Source organism: Rheinheimera soli (assembly GCF_031457405.1).
Classification (GTDB): Bacteria; Pseudomonadota; Gammaproteobacteria; order Enterobacterales; family Alteromonadaceae; genus Pararheinheimera; species Pararheinheimera soli_A.
On record NZ_JAVDWR010000007.1, the window covers coordinates 105,736 to 123,633 of the forward strand.

The following is a 17,898-nucleotide window of genomic DNA, read 5'->3' on the forward strand; positions in this document are numbered from 1 at the left end:
CTGAAGCGACGAATGCTTTTGCATAGCAGCATTTCTAGTCTGTGAATGATGATGTTGATGAATTTTCGCGCTTTTTCTGTCTTTCAATACGCCATGCTGGTTTTTGCAGTGTTGTTGGTACTGCTGCATCTGTTGCCAGACAGTATCCGATCTGTGCTCGAATACCACAGATCCCAGCCAGAACAAATCTGGCGCGCTTTCACCGGCCATTTACTACACAGCAATCACTGGCACTTGATGATGAATCTGGGTGCTTTGCTGCTGATGCTGATGCTGCATCAACTGCATTACCAGCTGAAATCTTTTGTGCTGTTGCTGCTGTTGGGCTGTTTGGGGATCAGCCTGCTTCTATATCTGTTCAGCCCACAAATCCAGATTTATGTCGGTTTATCCGGCTGGTTGCACTGTTTTATCACCGTCGGTGCTTTGCTCGATATACGGCATAAAATCCAGTCCGGCTGGCTTATTCTGCTGGGTGTGATAGCCAAAGTAGCCTATGAGCAGTGGCAAGGACCAGACATGGATCTGGCCGCCTTAATAGACGCCAATGTAGCCATAGACGCTCATTTGTATGGGGTGATTTGTGGTCTGCTGCTGGGGCTGCTGTATCTTGTCAGCACAACGCCTGCAAAAAGTCAGGTTCAGCAGTAAAGCTCATCAAGATCCCGCTTTGTGGGTGGGTAAACTCCAGCACCGCTGCATGCAGCATTAAACGGCTGCTTTGTTGTTGCTGCGCTTGGGTTGCATAAAACGGGTCACCTAAAATGGCATGCCCTATGCTTTGCATATGCAACCTTAGTTGATGAGAGCGCCCTGTCACTGGCTCTAATTGCACTAAAGAGGCTTGCTGCTGTGGCAACAAGCTCAGCACTTTGTAGTGCGTTACAGAAGCTTTACCCTCTGCGCTGATTTTATACAATGGCCTGTTGTCAGCGTCAGCCGCTATGGCTTTATCCACAGTACCTTCTGAAGGTTCTGGTACACCAGACACCACAGCCTGATAGATTTTTTTTGTACCTCTGCTTTGAAACTCTTTGCTGATCGTCGACAGTGCTTTTCTAGTCAAAGGTAACACCACTAAACCCGAAGTGTCATAATCCAGTCGGTGTACCACGGATGCAGAGGGAAATTCCTGTTGCACGCGGCTTATCAGGCAATCCTGATTTTGTGGATGCCGCCCCGGCACTGTTAATAAATGCGCAGGCTTACTCACTACCAGCAGATGTTCATCCTGATACACTAACAGCCATTTTTCTGTGGTCGCGGGCAAAATTGCCAAATCATTTAACGTCATTGTCATTTTAAATAACTAGATACAAAGTTGGCGCTAGTATGCCAGAATTGGCGTTATAACTGCAGTAGCTATATCTGTACTAACCATCTGTATAAATAAGAGTGAGTGGATGCAAAGGCCTTTTGTGTATAACCCACCAGCCGAACCCTGGCTGGATATTTTGTATCTGGATAAAGACATTCTGGTAGTGAATAAACCCAGTGGTTTATTAACCAATCCTGGCCGTGCTGAAGATATGCAGGACTGCTTATTAAGCCGTGTGCAGCAACAATTCCCACTTGCTCAATTAGTGCATCGCCTTGATATGAGCACTTCGGGTTTAGTGGTGTTTGCGTTACGTCGTAAAGCAGAAGCGGCGCTGAAACAACAGTTTGCCTCGCGTTCCGTGAAGAAAATTTACCGCGCCAGAGTCTGGGGTAAAATTGCTGAACAGGGCATGGTGAATGCCCCGCTGATCGCAGATGCCGCCAAACCTCCTCTGCAAAAAATCTGTGAAAAAACCGGCAAAGCGGCTCTGACTCATTTTCAGCGTTTAAGTTTTGATGGCCAAAGCAGTTTAGTGGAACTTCGTCCTGTGACGGGGCGTTCGCATCAATTGCGGGTGCATATGCAAAGTCTGGGGCATCCCATTTTAGGGGATGCTTTTTATGCTCATGATGAAGCTTATGCCGCAGCACCACGTTTGTTATTACAGGCTTTATGTTTAGAAGTGTATCAGCCTTATTCTTCGCAGCTGTTACGTTTTGAGTTGGAACCGGATTTTGAGTAGGGTCAGAGCAAAAGCTCTGACCCTGATCCTGTTATAACTCTTGTTCAAATAAACGGAAGATACGTTTGTATTCATCCAACCAGCTGCTTGGCTGACGGAAACCATGAGGTTCTACCGGATAAATTGCCGTCTCAAAATTGGCATTTTCATGTTCAATCAAACGCTGCACCAAACGCACTACATCCTGGAAAAACACGTTGTCATCCACCATAGGCGCATTGATCAGCAGCTTGCCTTTTAATCCTTCAGTGAAGTAAATCGGTGAACTGCGACGATAGGCTATTGGGTCAATATCAGGTGTATTCAGAATATTCGAGGTATACCCATGGTTGTAATAGGCCCAGTCACTGACAGGACGTAAAGCAGCACCTGCTTTAAACAGATCAGGTTCAGTGAAGAGTGCCATAAAAGTCATAAAACCACCGTAAGAGCCACCATAAGTACCTACACGTTGTGGGTCAACATGAGCGTTCGCCACCAGATACTTCACTCCATCAACTAAATCCTGAGTTTCAGGGGTACCCATCTGGCGGTAAATGGCTGTACGCCAGTCTCGGCCATAACCTTTTGATGCACGGTAATCCATATCCAATACGACATAACCTTGCTGGATCAACAGGTTGTGGAACAGGTATTCACGGAAATAACCAGACCAGCCCAAGTCACTGTTTTGCAGATAACCAGCACCATGGTTAAAAATCACAGCGCGGCGTTTTTCACCCTGCTGATAATCTTTTGGTAAATAAAGCTTGGAGAACACAGGCTGCTTACCATGGCTGGATGGCACAGCAACTACTTGTGGAGCAGCCAGGTTTAACGCCATTAGCTCTGCTGACACTGTATGGGTTAAACGGCTGACTTTGGCTTTAGGTTTGTTGTCCATCAGATATAACTCTGGTGGTGTCACAGTGTTGGACCAGGTCAGCAGCAGCTTGTTTTCATCCGGTGATAACTGGTAGTCAGCCGAGCCTTTGAGCGCTGTCATTTGCTCCAGTTGGCCTGACGCTAAATTGACACGATACACTTCGTAAATGCCTGGATGGCTGATATTGCCTTTGAAATACAGGTACTGATCGTTTTTAGTTAAACGCGGATTACTGACTTCAAAAGTACCGGCTGTCAGTTTTTTTGCAGGACCATTCACGGGTTTAACATACAAATGGGCATAACCTGACTCTTCTGACAGGTAATACAAAGATTCTTTTTGGCTTAACCAGCCAAAATCATTAAAGCTGTAGTTAATCCAGGCATCATCATGCAACCTGTGCTGATTCACCAGGCGCTTTTTCGCAAAATCTACTGTCGCCAGCCAGCGGTCTTTGTTATCCCAGGCTTTAAGCATCACTGCCACCTGTGAACCTGAGCTGTGCCATTGAATAGCAGATTGACTCCAGCTCCAGTCATTGATCAGTTCAATAGCTCGAGGCGCTTTTTTCGACTGGTAAGTTTTACCCTGTGCTTTGGCATTTTCTGCTTTCACAGCCGCCAGTACGTCCTCATCAAAACCAGGCAGATCGTTGTATTTCAGCTCTGTTGCCTGCTGAGTTTTCACATCAACCAAAAACAACTGGTGCGATTGAGGCTTTTGATCCGCCACACGTCGACGTACTTCTTCAGAGGCTATATCACCAGAAGCAGTGATGTAGTTTGGCATAATGTCAGTTTTATCGCGCCATTCGCCTTTATCCGCTAACGCGACCAGCAACATATCGCCTTTCGGAGACAGGCTGGCCGATGCAATGCGCTTATCTTTATTCAGATAAACCGCCTGAATCGCCAGCGCATGGTTTTGCGCCGCCAGTAACTGCCGCTGTTCAAACTGTTCTGCTTTGTTTTTATGCGTCAAAGCAACAAAGTCGATGAGTTTGTGCTGTTCCTGCGCCAGATAAGTCTTTGCTACTTTGGGTGCCGCTGGTTTATCTGCATTTTTCAGGCTGACCAGTTCAGTCACAGCACCGCTGTTTAAATCCAGCACCTGATAAGTCCAGCCCGCACGGAATACCAAACGGCCATCCGCTAAAAATTGCACTTCATCATAACGCGTTGAGCTTCGTGTCACTTGCGTTAACTTGCCCTGATGTTTAACAAAGACATTGCCTTCAAACAAGTAAGCCAGCGATTTGCCATCCTGACTGTACACAGTGCGCGCCGATCCCATTAAATGCCAGTCGGCCATAGGCACAGCTGTAGCCAAAGCGCCCTGCTCCGCTTTTAAGCTATACCAGTCACGAATTTCTGAACCCTGACGTTTTTGCTGATAATAGAGTTCAGTGTTGTTATCTGCCCAATAAGCACCTTCTGCCGGACGACCTAACCAGTCCGGATGCGCCATAATCTGCTCCATAGTGAAAGGCGCATGGGCCGCATTTTCCGGCGCTTTCACACTGACAGGACTGAGCTGATAGGTTTGAGGTTCAGCCGCAACAGCAGAACCGATAAAACTTGCCGCGACAAAAGCCGCTACTAACCATGGTTTTGTTTTCATTGATATTCTTTTTTAGTGGTGGTTGTAAGCTCTTTATACAAAGAAATCGGTCAAAGACCAAGAGCTGTGTGAATGGCATAGGTTTAATGGCTGGTGGCAGGCGATAAATGGAAAAGCATCAGAGAAAAACAGCCTGCGAAATGACTTCGCAGGCCGGACACAACAAACAGACTTAATTCAGTTTGAACCACCAAAACACTGCGGCAGCAACAGCAACCAGCAACAGGATCAGCAAACTTCCCCAAGGCCGTTTTTTCTCAGCAAAAGGATCGGCTACGCTGCGTTTTGCGCCCGCAGGCAAACGAGCCAGTCCTGTTAAAGCCGCACCAAAAGGCACATTAATTTTAGCTCTGGTGTTCACTGCCCAGCCATTGGCATCCAGCAGCGGCCCAAGGTTACGCCGACGCAAGGTTAAAAAAGCCATCAACATGGAAGGCCCTGAGATCAGCAATAACACAGCAGCCATCACCAGCGGAATTTGCCACCAGACCAGCGAAAAAAGCCCGGCGATCATCGCAGCCAAAGCAGTACCAATAGCACCAACAGCTAAACCTAAAGCAGCAAAAATACCTGCAAACTTAGCGATATCAAAACCGGCGACAGCAGCAGTTGCTGCCGGAGTTGATGCTGGCGTAGCCGCAGCAGTCACACCTGTCGTCGTTTTCGCTTCGATGTCTTTATCACGCGAAGCAGCAAACTTCTGCAACTGAGTTTCGATAAAAGCCGCAACTCTTTTGTAAGGAGACCAGAACGCCTGACCAATACTGACAGGCTGAGCCACCACTTTAGTCACCATAGCGCGCCAGTCACGGCCTTGACTGTCATAAAACACGCCGTTCCGGCCTGGCACCATTAACTCGTCAACGTCTCCGGCAGTCAAGGCTGCCACTATCTGCAACGGAGTTTCGCCCTGACGTTCACAAGTACAGTACACCAGATAACAACCACTAAAAGGTGCCATAGTGGCATGACGCGCCATATCTGACACTTTGAGCACCAGCTCACAGCTGCGCTGATCCAGATACAAGGTTCCGATCTGGAAAATCGCTTTATGTTTGCGTTGGTAAAAATCACTTAACGACACAAAATTGCGTAACAAAGTCACTAAATCACGCTGATATCGCACCAGACGCTCTACCGCATCGACATTATCGGCAAAAGTGGATGCTGCGAGATCCTGAGCAATTAAGGCTTCCAGACGTTCTTTGCCATCTCCGGCCACTATAGCCTGCAGACGTTCAAGCTCCAGTTGATGCAAAGTAGTGTCTGGTTTAGCTGCCTGCCATGAGCGCCAGGGCTCTAATTGGTCACAAATCTGTTGCCACTGATCAGCCGTTAAATGCCCGGCTTTACTTTTGCTTTTACTGCCAACCAAAGGGTCAACGACCAGGAGCTTGAATTGGCTCATCGCACTGGCCCAGGCCGGATTGATACCTTCGCCCAGTGGCAAGGATTGCCCGGCAGCAATAGCGGCTAAAGGCAAAGCCGCAACATCCTTGTCACTGCTGCTAATGGCTTTATTACTCAATACGTCATAGACAGCAACAGCAGGATTTAACGCTTCTGCAGCACGATTATCAAAAGCGGCCAACTGACAGCGAACAAAAAAGTCATCTACTTTGGCTTTTACCGCTTCAAAAGCAGCAACTGCTTCTACTGTTTTATCACCTAAAGGACAAAACAGCGGGTCAGCAGGATCGGCTGCGGCATGCCAGTCCACCACGGCAGCAGCTTGTTGGTAAAACGCATTCAGGCTATCGCCGTGGATCCCCAAACCACCACTACGATCCAGCTGTCCGCCCTGAGTCTGAATAATTTCAGTGATCAACTGAGCCAATTCTGTATCAGATGTCAGCTCTGCCATCACCACGCCATCGCCATTAAAATGATGGGGCGAAAACAGCAGTGTCATATCAGCCAGATCCGTAACCTGCAAGGGGTCGGCTTCAGTTTTACCAGTAATTTCCAGCACACGCAGCGCAGCAGCTTTAAGGTTAGCGCCTTCTGCATCCTGATCATCAATAGCGCTCAGCGGTAAACCTGGCGCTTTAAACATAATTTCCGCATCCAACACCCGCTCACAACTCCAGCGCACAGCAGCAAGAATTTCCGGCACCCGGATTTGGCCATCACCATCCAGATCCAACAAAGCCAGAGTGCGGCAGTCAAATTCAAGGCCAGTGGTAGGACAATTCAATACAGTCCAGAGTTTGGGGTCGAGTTCACTTAAATGCTGCAGATCTGCAGCTGAATCCAGCGCCACCTGATCAAAACCACCGGATCGGAAAAAACGCCATTTATGTTGAGATTGAATAGTTGCCAAAGCTTGCTCTCCCTGAGGCATAAGTTTTACCTAGCATAATTCAGAGCAGCCAGAGTTACCAAACCCTAAGTGAAGAAAGCCTTTAAATAACAACACAAAAGCAGAATTTTTTTACAAAAAAGGCCACTGATTGAAAGTGGCCAAAGCTTGTGGGAAACAGAGTGGGTATAGAGAAAACCAAGGGCCTTGTTAAGCAGCGATTGCCGTTGCTAATTCTGCGATACGTGCTTTTGCGGCAAAAAGTGCTTTTTCAGCGCTTTCCGGCCCCATATTTAAGCCTTCAGCATAAATAAAGTTTAAATCTTTTAAACCTATGAAATTCAGCAAAGCAGTAACAAAAGGAGTTTGAGAGTCCATTGGAGTGCCCTGATACAAACCGCCGCGGGTGGCAAAAATAAACACTGGTTTGTCTTGCAACAGGCCTACAGGGCCGGTTTCAGTGTACTTAAAGGTAATACCAGCACGAGCCAGACGGTCAAAATAGGCTTTCAGCTGACTTGGTACACCAAAGTTGTACATAGGAACGCCAATCACAATAGCGTCAGCCTTTTTAATTTGGGCAACTGCGTCGTCTGACAAGGCAGCTAAAGCTTTCTGTTCGTCAGTACGGTCTGACTCAGGAGTCATCCAGGCGGCCATTTCTGTCATGGTTAAATGTGGGTAGCTGTCTTGCACCAGATCCAGAGTTTCAGTGCTGAAACCTGCAGGTAAAGAAGCTAAGAATTGCTGACTTAGCTGAGTTGATTGACCTTTGTCGCCGCTTATCGAACTATTAATTACTAATACATGTGCCATGATGATTTCTCCTGTCGAGTTAGTAAAAACAGAATAGCTTTTATTTTTTCGACAAAAAATCAGAATAAAACGAAGAAACCTTTCTATTTTTTAAACCAATCTAAAGTTAAATCCGCAGCGTAAATAAAACACAGGCAAAAATGATACAGACAGGATTGGAATAATGTTGGATCCAACATCAGTTCAAAGGCATGATGACAGGAATTATCAGAGGCCCGGTATTCAAGGATCTATGTCAGTTCAACCACCAGATAATGCACAGTGGGAACAAGCTTTAACTTTTATTGCAGTGGATCGCGATAAAAAAGCCTATTCACAGTTGTTCAGTTATTTTGCACCACGTTTAAAAGCCTTTGGCTTAAAAATGTTTGGTAATGAGCAGCAAGCCATGGAAATGGTGCAGGACACTATGTTGAATGTGTGGCAAAAGGCCCGGCTTTTTGACGCCAGCCGTGGTTGTGCTTCAACCTGGATTTTTACTATTGCCCGTAATGTGCGCTTTGATATGTTACGCAAAAAGCAAAGCCGTAAAGATGAACTCTCTGCCGACGACCTGTTTTTTGATGGCGATTATCCAGAGCAGGAAGGTACGGACAGCAACGAGTGGGACTTATGGTTGCTGGCAGAAAAAGTTGCACCCCATTTTGCCAAACTGCCTCCAGCGCAGCGTGATGTGATGGAAAAAGTGTATTTAGAGGAAAAATCGCATCAGGAAGTATCGGAAGAACTGGCTATTCCTTTGGGCACAGTCAAATCCCGTATTCGCCTTGCGCTCGACAGATTAAGAGAGGCCATTGATGATCCACGCAGTTAAATATCACCCAACGCTGGAATTGCTGGAACAACATATTGAAGCCAGTCTGGCTCCAGAGGTCAGTCTGGCTATTGCGGCACATCTGGATCTTTGCCCTCATTGTCAGCGCATGAAGATGGATTTAGAAGCGGAGGCTGGCGCGCATCTGGCTACTTTGCCTGAAGAACAAAGTGCGGAAACTGACTGGCAACAGATGCTGGACTTTATTACCGCTCAACCTGAAGTTGCAGCTCAGCTGACAGAACGACAGCCTTTTGCTGTGCAAATTCAGAATAGTGAAATTTTATTGCCGGCTTCGTTAAAGCCATTGCTGAAAAACAAATTGAAATGGTTAAATTTAGGCGGGATCAGCACAGCTAAACTGGCGGGTGAAGATCAGCATAATGTGTCTTTACTTTATATTCGCAAAGACAGCGAAGTGCCACAACATACCCATTTAGGGCTGGAAATTACCCTGGTGCTTAAAGGTAAAATCTACGACGAATCGGGTTGTTATGGCGAAGGCGATTTATTAATTAATACACCAGACCATACTCATACGCCGCGCACTATGAGTGAAGATTGTTTATGTTTGTCGGTATTAACAGCGCCACTGAAGTTTAAAAAAGGCTTAACACGTTTGTTAAACCCTCTGCAGCATCTGTTTTACTAAATAGATGCTGGCTGTAGCGGCGACCTTTATGGTCGCCCGTCTATCTGTCACAGCTAATACGAAGAGTATTGCTTCAAGCTAAAAGCGCTACCCCACCTTTTAAATTAAACACCAGCTCAAACCCTGCCCTGTTCAGCACTTTAGCGGCCAACAAACTACGATTACCGGAACGGCAAACCAGTAGCACCGCTTGTGGTGTTTTTGTGTGTTGATCAGCGACTTGTTGCACCAATGCGGACAAAGGCACTTCCTTAGAGACTAAATCCGGCAGGTAGACAGATAAGGCTCCGGCGGCTTGCTCATGAGGCTCACGCACATCCCAGATCTGCAACCGCGGATGCTGCTGTAGTAACGCAGTGATTTGATCTTTATCAATCAAAGCTGTGGCATCGGATACACAGACTTCCACCACGCCACAAAAATACCCTGATTGCTGGTGCAACCAGTCCGTCTGACGCTGCAATTCACTCAGCCACTGATCGGGCGTATCTTCGGTGTTGAGGATCTGTTGCAATACAGGCTGCTCCTGCAGCATCAGATCCCAGCGTGTGAAAAAACGCTGGGCGTAATCATGACTCGATAATAATAAGGTCTGAGGTTCAAGCTGCTGGCTCAAAGCGCGTAAACTCTGGCGAAACGCCTGACTGTCTCCACCAGGTAAATCCAGCCGTCCAGTGCCTCCCGGCAGAATAAAATCGCCAACAAAAGCAAACTTTTGTTGCTGCTGCCGTACCAAAATAGTCACAGCTTCAGGGCTATGTCCAGGAGTTGCCACAGTGTTCAACTGATAAGACCCCATCTTCAGGCTGGTTTCGTCTAAAGGCCAGCCAAGGCTGTTGGTGTTTGCCTGGTTCAGTAAATCAGCTAACAAGGTCACCAGTTCAGGCCGGGCCGACGGATGGTCTTTGTGCAAATGCGTATCCAGAATAGCCCGTACTTTTAACTGATGCCCCTGCACTAAAAGTGCGATCCGGCTGGCCAGAGGCAATACAGCATCAATAATAATGACTTCTGAAGTTTCAGCCGACACCAGTAAATAACTGCATAAATCTTCATGTTTTAACTGCACTAAGCCGGCCAACGGCTGCAGCTCTGTACTGCTGGCATCACTTAATACCAGACAACAGGAATTGACTACCACCTTTAATGCCACAATAGCCTTGCAGGCTTGCTGACACTCCTCTGCAGTCATAGCCGGGCCAAAAGATAAACGAATAGCCCCCTGACTACGCCAAAGCGGTAAACCCATCGCATTCAGCACAAAACTGGTCGGAATTTTAGAGCTGCAAGCCGAGCCTGAGCTGACACGAATACCAGCGGCATCAAACAAATCCATAATGTCTTTGCTGGCAAAACCCGGCACAGAGAAGTTGATGGTGGTAGGGACTATATAAGGCCTGTCGCTGTTCAGAACTAAGTCAGGAAAGACCTGACGCAACGCGGACAGCAGTTGCTCACGATAGCCCCACAGCTGCGGTTCTGACTGAAAGACCGAACCTTCTTTTAATTTCAACTGCTGAAATATCGCCTGTAAGGCTGCAATACCGGGTAAGTTTTCAGTACCTGAACGCAAACCACTCTCTTGCCCGCCGCCGGCTAATAATGGCTGATAAGGCGTATCTTTGCGTACATACAAAAAACCTATGCCTTTGGGAGCATAGAGTTTATGACCACTAAAGGGCGCGTAGTCTATGGTCATTTGCTCCATCTGCAATGGCATTTTGCCAAGTGCCTGCACGCAATCCACCATCCACAACACGTCTGGGGCGACGGCACGGATGAGTTGCTGCAAAGCGGCAAGGTCCTGCTTTACCCCTGTCTCGTTATTGGCGGCCATAGTGCAAATCAGCAGGGTGTTTGGCAGTTCAGCACGAATAAAGTCAAAATCCAAAAGGCCATGCTGATCGACCGGAATAGCTTTAATAGTCGCGCCCAGCTGCAACACATGATTCCAGTGTTCGAGGCTCTGAGGCACAGCTTTGTGTTCAGTAGCGCCATACAATAAGCTAAAAGTGGCTCCTGTTTTTCCGGACATACGGGCATGCAACAAGGCAGAGAAAATAGAACTCTGAATGCCTTCAGTGGCACCTGAGGTAAAAACGATGTCACCCGATCCTGCGCCAATCAGTTGACGAGCCAGTTGTCTGGTGCTTTCCAGCTCCACTTTGGCTTTAATGCCAGTGCTGTGGCTGCTGCTCGGATTACCAAAACACTGCTGCATCGTATGCTGTACAGCAGCTGCGGCACAACTCAGCACCGCTGTGGTGGCATTATTATCCAGATAAATTTCTTGTGGCCGGATGGCAGACTTTTGCATAACTCGCCCCATATAACTAAAGGTTATATTATATATGGCAATATAATAACCAGCCCCAACCGCTGTGACAAGGTGATAAAGGTAAGTACCGCTTATCGGATAAAAAAACAAAATCGCCAGGAGCGATTTTGAACATCGGAGCGCAGCGACGATGGCCCGACAGGGTGAGCGCCATGGATGGCGGCGAATAAAAACCGCCTTTCGGCGGTTTCAGATTATTCGATTAAATCTTTTGGAATTTGCGAGCGTAAGCCAGCCCAGATTTTTCCGCTTTCTTTACCGTACCTACGTACTGCAAACACCACTTCATCATGTTTACCGGCTTCAGCATATTGCTTCAGTTGGTTGTAATACTGACGCGCCAGTTCACGGGCTTCAGCCGATGAGAAGTAAAAACGGGCGATTTTGTTATACAAGCCACGGAAGCCATTTAAAATCAGCACATAAATACGGTTGGATGAATGCAGCGCCATTTCATGATTCAGGTTGTAATCAAAAGCTGCAAAAGCTTCGGCTGTATCCGCTAAATCTTCTGCACCGGCGAAAGAAGCGATCACCTGTTCTTTATGAGTTTTGATAGCACCACGAATATAAATAGCACTGATATTAGTGCGGGCAGATAACAGCTCGTCCACCAGTTCCGGCATACGTTCTTCATCTAAACGAGCCAGGGTTTCCAAAATATTTAAGCCCGAGGTTTCCCAGAAATTATTTACTTTGGTTGGTTTGCCGTGCTGGATAGTCAACCAGCCATCACGGGCTAAACGCTGTAGCACTTCACGTAAGGTAGTACGAGTGACCCCTATCAGCTCTGACAGTTCACGCTCAGCTGGCAGAATGGAACCTGGAGCAAATTTACCATTCCAGATGGATTCAACAATATATTCTTCAGCAAAACCAGCTGGGCTTTGCGCTTTAATTAAATTCATAGTCATGCGGAGGGGCCCGTTGTCATTATTATAATGTCCGATAAATGGCACTGATTGTACCAGAGACAAAGCAGTTAACAAGCTATGGATTAAAAATAGCTGTTCGACGTGCTGTGGGTTGTCTTTCCGCTGTTTTTGCCTTAGATTGACCGACTTATAGTTTTGTTTTATCAAACAAAGGGATCCGAATGTTATCCAGTCTGGCAAAATGGTCAAAACAACGATCGGCATGGCTCATTTTAGCTCTGTCAGCCACGGTGTTGTTAGGTCTGGCCTTGTACTTTCAATATCAGATGAATTTGCAGCCTTGCATGTTGTGTGTGTACGCCAGAGCGGCATTAACAGGTGTGATTTTTGCAGCCCTGATTGCTTTAATATCACCAGCCAATGCTTTATTGCGCTGGATAGCTTTGTTCACTTTTAGTGCCAGTTCGGTTTGGGGTTTTATGATCACCCACGAACACGTAGGCGTAGAAGAGCTGGTGCAATCCGGCGGTTTATATACCTGCAGTTTGTTTCCTGAATTCCCGCTGGGCTTGCCGTTAGATAAATGGTTCCCGGAAATCTTTAACCCTACTGGTATGTGTGGTGATATAGCCTGGCGCTTTATGGACCTGTCTATGCCCGTCTGGACAAGAGTGATTTTTGTGGTTTATACGGTGCTGTCGCTGATGTTAATTTTCAGCCAGTTTAAGAAGAAAAAATACAATCCGTACGACTAGGATCCACTTAAATTCGTCGCAACAACATTCCCGACAGTTGCGACATACCGTCCTTCCCTGGACATCGTCGCAACAACGTTCCCGACAGTTGCGACATACCGTCCTTCCCTGGACATCGTCGCAACAACGTTCCCGACAGTTGCGACATACCGTCCTTCCCTGGACATAAAAAAGGAGCCAATAGGCTCCTTTTTTATTTTAAAAACAACAGATTAGCCAATAATAGCCAGCAGTTCCACATCAAAGACTAAAGTGCTGAATGGGGCAATTTTGCCACCAGCGCCACGTTCACCGTAGGCCAGGTTGTGTGGGATAGTTAAACGTAACTTGGTGCCAACTGGCATCAGTTGCAGCGCTTCAGTCCAGCCAGCGATCACGCCAGATACCGGGAATTCAGCAGGCTGACCACGGTCATACGAGCTGTCAAACACTGTACCGTCAATTAAAGTGCCATGATAGTGCGTACGCACAGTAGAAGCTTTGGTTGGCTTCTCGCCTTCACCTTGTACTAATACTTCGTACTGTAAGCCAGACTCAGTCACTGTCACGCCTGGTTTTTTCGCATTTTCAGCAAGGAAAACTTCACCTGCACCGGCTAAAGCTTTGGCTTGTTCTTCCTGTTGTTCTTGCATACGCTGGCTGATCACCTGAAAAGCAGCACCAATTTGCTGTTCAGATACTTCTGGCTCATCACCCTGGAAAGCAGCAGCTAAACCTGCAGCTACTGCCAGAATATCCAAACCGTCAAACGGGTTGTCAGCCAGTTGCTGACCCATTTGCAGACCGATGCCATAGCTGGCGTGTTGCTCTAAGCTGGTAAATTTAGTAGACATAAAGTTCACTTGTAGTTTGGCGCACAAAGCGCGTTGTAGAAGCGCAAATCAAATTCGGCTTCAGTTTCAATCTGATACAACATCAGATCACGAAAGTTGTTGCAGTTGCTGCCACAAACCCAGCACTAAGCTTTGGTCCTGCTCTGTCAGCTCACCACCGGCAATAGCCAGATCCAGACTTTGTTGTACAGAACCCGTAAGTTCAGCACGCTCAAATTGCTGTTCTGTCAGCTCTAAACGGCCCACAGCTAAATCAAAATGGCCACGTAAATAACCACCGGCAAATAATTCATCATCACTGGCGTGTTGCACCATTGCATCTAAAAACTGCGCAACCTGCTGAATATAGGCCTGAACGTCCTGCATTTTTACTCCTCCAGACCTAGTCTGTACATCACATAATCGTTATACCCTACCAGCACAGGCATCAGGCCCTGTAATTGCTGATCAAGCACAGCATCGCCTGTATCCGCCAGTAAAGGCCGGCCTTCAAGCTGCTGTAATTTAGTTTTAGTCGCCACTAAACAAATATTAGCGCGGCCAACAGCGCGAATAACAGCAGGGCTTAACTGCTGATTGCCCCGGCCAAACACATGGCCTTGCCCACCTATTAACGTAATCACCAGTTTGCTTGGATAGTCCTGCACCAGCGACAGCAACTCTGTGGCTGTGACATCAGACGCAATCAGCTTGCCATTTTCAACCACATCTACACCTAATAAGGTATTAGGTAAATCCAGTTCTTTCATCACAGAGGCCACAGTGGAACCTGAGCCCATCACATAACGCACATCATCGTCCATGGTGTTTGCTATGTAGGCCGCTAAATCATCCAGCACCAGCTCTTCGGATTCTTTGCCACCGTTTTTTACACTTTGGATGTAACGAAGCTCCGCTGGAATACGCATTTCACCAAAACGTTTGGCACGAACTATGCCCTGCCGGAAGGCGGTTTCGTCGATGTCCATCACAGCAGCTTCAGTTAAAGTCACTAACTCGCCTTTCACCAGCTGAGCTATAACCTTACCTGCAGCCGATGGACTGATGGCATACACACCAGAGTGGATTTTACAACCTGCAGGTACGCCCAGCACAGTGGAGCGTTCACCCACAGCAGTACAGATATTGCGGGCTGTGCCATCGCCACCGGCAAAAAGCAATAAATCCACACCCTGCTCTGCTATGGCTGCAGCGGCTTGTTCAGTGTCTTCTGCAGAGGTTTGGCTGGATTCTGGTGTATAACAAATCTGAAAGTTAAAACCTAAAGATGCCAATAAATCAGCCCCCATAGCACCGGCAACAGTCAGGATTTGCAGCTGATCTTTCAAAGCGATTAATGGTTCTAACGCCAAAGCAGTTTTGTGTTGCGCCTGAGGCACAGCCCCTAATGCCAGAGCTTGCTCCACTACGCCATCGCTACCTTTAAGCGCTACAGCACCACCTACTCCGGCTACAGGATTGATAATTAAACCTAAACGAAACTGACTGGCCACAGCAACCTCTACAGCGTAAAAAAAACGCCGCATTGTAGCCTTTTACACCCCTAATGCCCAGCAGGAACTCTTTACTGCGTTAAAGGTTTTGCTGTTGCCTGAGCGTTTTTGGTAAAGAAAAGGCCATCAGAGTTGCGCCTGAAGCCGCCACTGCTGCACTGACAAAAGTTAAAGTTGCGCCAGGTCCGTCAGCCCATAATACTCCGGCGCAATAAGCGCCTATAGCCCCACCACCACCGTAGACCACACCTGCATACAAAGCCTGACCACGGCTACGTTGCGCTGGTGCAAAAAAGCTTTGAATAAACTGCATAGCGCAGCTGTGCGCTAAGGCAAAACTGGCGGCATGAAATAACATGCTAAAAGCCAGCCAGTACCAATGCTGTGCCAGGTAAGCCACAATCAGCCAGCGCACTATGGTCAGGCCATAACAGAAGGTCAGTAAAACACGATAACTAAAGCGGTTAAGAACCTTACCTGCGTAGAAAAACGCGACAATTTCTGCCAGCACAGCCAGCGCTATCATTAAACCAGAGGTGACACCGCTGTAGCCTAAATCGCGGCAATATAAAATAAAGAAACCATAAAAAGGCGCAAAACTGATTTGCATTAAAAAAGTAGCGGCCATAAAACGTAAAAACACCGGATGTTTAAACAGTGTGCGAAAACGAATAGACTGCTGCCCTTCGGTGTTTTTCATGCTAAAAGACGGCAGTAAAAACAAAGTCCCCAGTAGCAACGCCAGAAAAATAGTGGCGCCCCAGGTCAAAAATTCAGGCCCAAACTGTTGCAGCAACAAGCCGCCCAGGATCACCACCAGGATATAACCCACACTGCCTAAGCTGCGAACCTTGCCATAGACTGTGCTGTCGTTATTCAAATAATGAAAAGCGCTGACTTCCAGCTGAGGTAAAATGGCAGTCCAGAATAAGCTGAATAAACCCAGGCCCACGACCAGCGGCCAATAGCCAAAATCCATATAACTGCTCAGCCAGCCAATGGACGCCAGCACAGCGCCAAAGCGCATCACGCTGATTGGATCGCCTTTACGCTCCACCACCATAGCCCACAGGCTAGGACCAATAATACGAGTAGTGGTCACTATCGCCAGCAGCAAGCCTATATCGTGAGAATTAAAACCACGGCCATCGAGAAACATCGGCAGGTAAGGTACAAAAATGCCAAGGACGGCAAAATAAGCAAAGTAAGCAAGCCCCAAAGCTGGGGTGGTGGCAAGTTTCATCAGATTTCCACTACAAAAATTAACAGCACATTGGCCGCAGAGAAAAGCAAAACGCCGCATAAAGCGACGTTTGTATTCTACCTTAAAGCACTAGCGCTGCCTTGCTATATCTGGTGTCGTGACTACGACATCGGCATTTTGTGCTCTGTGACGCAGAAAATGATCCATCAGCACTATCGCCAACATAGCTTCGGCAATAGGCACTGCACGAATACCGACACAAGGGTCGTGACGGCCTTTGGTGATCATTTCTGTTTCTTCACCACTGGTGGTAATAGTTTTACCAGGTATGCTAATACTGGAGGTTGGTTTTAACGCAATACTGACGTTAATATCCTGACCTGAACTAATACCGCCTAAGGTGCCACCTGCATGGTTCGCACTAAAGCCTTCTAAGCTCAGCTCGTCCCTGTGAGTAGAGCCACGCTGTTCAACCACTGCAAAACCATCGCCAATTTCTACAGCTTTGACTGCATTAATGCTCATCATGGCATGGGCTATATCGGCATCAATGCGGTCAAACACAGGTTCGCCCCAACCCACAGGTACACCTGATGCCACCACATTAATGCGGGCACCTACTGAGTCGCCGTCTTTTTTCAGTTGACGCATATACTCATCTAGCTGTTCCAGCACATCCACATCAGGACAGAAAAAGGCATTTTGTTCTACCTGATCCCAGTCGAGTTTCAGCGCTTTAATAGGGCCAAGTTGCGCCATATAACCACGAATTTCGATACCAAACTTCGCTTTTAAATACTGCTTGGCAATGGCACCAGCTGCGACACGCACTGCTGTTTCGCGGGCGGACGAGCGGCCACCACCACGGTAATCACGAATACCAAACTTATGCCAATAGGTGTAATCGGCATGGCCTGGGCGGAACAGGTCTTTAATGGCTGAATAATCTTGTGAGCGCTGGTCGGTATTTTCAATCAACAAACCTATGGATGCGCCCGTGCTATAACCTTCAAACACACCGGATAAAATTTTGACGATGTCATCTTCACGTCGAGCCGTGGTGTAACGTGAAGTGCCTGGCTTACGTCTGTCCAGTTCATGCTGAATTTGTTCTAAATCGAGTTTTAAGCCGGGCGGCAAACCATCCACTATGCCACCAATGGCCGGGCCATGGCTTTCACCAAAGGTGGTCACTTTAAACAGTTGGCCTATAGAATTACCCGACATCTTCTACTCCTGCATCTTGTTATCTGTTCTGACGAATTAAG

16 protein-coding genes are annotated in these 17,898 nt (G+C 47.4%); 5 read left to right on the forward strand and 11 right to left on the reverse strand.

Going from position 1 to position 17,898, the window contains the following annotated elements:
- Positions 1-57 precede the first annotated feature (57 nt).
- On the forward strand, positions 58-651 hold the full coding sequence (gene rrtA / locus J2W69_RS11940) for a rhombosortase (protein ID WP_310278644.1): 594 nt from the start codon (positions 58-60) through the stop codon (positions 649-651).
- On the opposite strand, the gene J2W69_RS11945 is transcribed toward rrtA, so the two are convergent.
- Positions 614-1,300: an RluA family pseudouridine synthase gene (locus J2W69_RS11945; RefSeq protein WP_310278648.1), complete on the reverse strand. Its 687-nt coding sequence runs from the start codon at positions 1,298-1,300 to the stop codon at positions 614-616. The genes rrtA and J2W69_RS11945 overlap by 38 nt on opposite strands.
- Positions 1,301-1,403: 103 nt before the next feature.
- Between J2W69_RS11945 and J2W69_RS11950 the strand changes: the two genes are divergently transcribed.
- Positions 1,404-2,063: an RluA family pseudouridine synthase gene (locus J2W69_RS11950; RefSeq protein WP_310278651.1), complete on the forward strand. Its 660-nt coding sequence runs from the start codon at positions 1,404-1,406 to the stop codon at positions 2,061-2,063.
- Positions 2,064-2,094: 31 nt separating this feature from the next.
- Here J2W69_RS11950 and J2W69_RS11955 read toward each other — a convergent pair whose 3' ends face one another.
- The 3 genes from J2W69_RS11955 to J2W69_RS11965 all read right to left on the reverse strand — a co-directional run bounded on the left by J2W69_RS11955 (position 2,095) and on the right by J2W69_RS11965 (position 7,666).
- Positions 2,095-4,548, reverse strand: a complete 2,454-nt coding sequence (locus J2W69_RS11955; protein ID WP_310278654.1) for a S9 family peptidase — start codon at positions 4,546-4,548, stop codon at positions 2,095-2,097.
- A gap of 172 nt (positions 4,549-4,720) precedes the next feature.
- Positions 4,721-6,871 (reverse strand): hypothetical protein, encoded by a 2,151-nt coding sequence (locus J2W69_RS11960; protein WP_310278657.1) that lies wholly within the window; start codon positions 6,869-6,871, stop codon positions 4,721-4,723.
- Positions 6,872-7,060: 189 nt separating this feature from the next.
- On the reverse strand, positions 7,061-7,666 hold the full coding sequence (locus J2W69_RS11965; RefSeq protein WP_310278660.1) for an FMN-dependent NADH-azoreductase: 606 nt from the start codon (positions 7,664-7,666) through the stop codon (positions 7,061-7,063).
- Positions 7,667-7,898: 232 nt separating this feature from the next.
- Between J2W69_RS11965 and J2W69_RS11970 the strand changes: the two genes are divergently transcribed.
- Together J2W69_RS11970 and J2W69_RS11975 are read left to right on the forward strand one after the other, a co-directional pair.
- Entirely contained in the window at positions 7,899-8,480 is a 582-nt protein-coding gene (locus J2W69_RS11970; protein ID WP_040554534.1) for a sigma-70 family RNA polymerase sigma factor, read from the forward strand.
- Positions 8,464-9,132, forward strand: coding sequence for a ChrR family anti-sigma-E factor (locus J2W69_RS11975; RefSeq protein ID WP_310278665.1), 669 nt, complete (start codon positions 8,464-8,466; stop codon positions 9,130-9,132). Before J2W69_RS11970 ends, J2W69_RS11975 begins: the two co-directional genes overlap by 17 nt.
- 73 nt (positions 9,133-9,205) lie before the next feature.
- On the opposite strand, the gene J2W69_RS11980 is transcribed toward J2W69_RS11975, so the two are convergent.
- On the reverse strand, positions 9,206-11,449 hold the full coding sequence (locus J2W69_RS11980) for an aminotransferase class V-fold PLP-dependent enzyme (protein WP_310278667.1): 2,244 nt from the start codon (positions 11,447-11,449) through the stop codon (positions 9,206-9,208).
- A 215-nt stretch (positions 11,450-11,664) separates the two neighbouring features.
- Positions 11,665-12,384, reverse strand: a complete 720-nt coding sequence (gene fadR, locus J2W69_RS11985; protein WP_310278670.1) for a fatty acid metabolism transcriptional regulator FadR — start codon at positions 12,382-12,384, stop codon at positions 11,665-11,667.
- Positions 12,385-12,566: 182 nt separating this feature from the next.
- Between fadR and dsbB the strand changes: the two genes are divergently transcribed.
- Positions 12,567-13,100, forward strand: coding sequence for a disulfide bond formation protein DsbB (dsbB, locus tag J2W69_RS11990; RefSeq protein WP_310278673.1), 534 nt, complete (start codon positions 12,567-12,569; stop codon positions 13,098-13,100).
- A 212-nt stretch (positions 13,101-13,312) separates the two neighbouring features.
- Here dsbB and J2W69_RS11995 read toward each other — a convergent pair whose 3' ends face one another.
- The 5 genes from J2W69_RS11995 to aroC all read right to left on the reverse strand — a co-directional run bounded on the left by J2W69_RS11995 (position 13,313) and on the right by aroC (position 17,857).
- Complete coding sequence (locus J2W69_RS11995) at positions 13,313-13,933, reverse strand: BamJ family beta-barrel-assembly machinery protein (RefSeq protein WP_310278676.1); 621 nt, start codon at positions 13,931-13,933, stop codon at positions 13,313-13,315.
- 87 nt (positions 13,934-14,020) lie between these two features.
- Complete coding sequence (locus J2W69_RS12000) at positions 14,021-14,299, reverse strand: YfcL family protein (RefSeq protein ID WP_310278679.1); 279 nt, start codon at positions 14,297-14,299, stop codon at positions 14,021-14,023.
- Positions 14,300-14,301: 2 nt separating this feature from the next.
- Positions 14,302-15,459 (reverse strand): ATP-NAD kinase family protein, encoded by a 1,158-nt coding sequence (locus J2W69_RS12005; protein WP_310278682.1) that lies wholly within the window; start codon positions 15,457-15,459, stop codon positions 14,302-14,304.
- A gap of 46 nt (positions 15,460-15,505) precedes the next feature.
- Positions 15,506-16,669 carry an MFS transporter gene (locus J2W69_RS12010; RefSeq protein WP_310278686.1) on the reverse strand — a complete coding sequence of 388 codons (1,164 nt, stop codon included), beginning with the start codon at positions 16,667-16,669 and terminating at the stop codon, positions 15,506-15,508.
- Positions 16,670-16,759: 90 nt separating this feature from the next.
- Positions 16,760-17,857, reverse strand: coding sequence for a chorismate synthase (aroC, locus tag J2W69_RS12015; protein WP_310278690.1), 1,098 nt, complete (start codon positions 17,855-17,857; stop codon positions 16,760-16,762).
- Positions 17,858-17,898 lie beyond the last annotated feature (41 nt).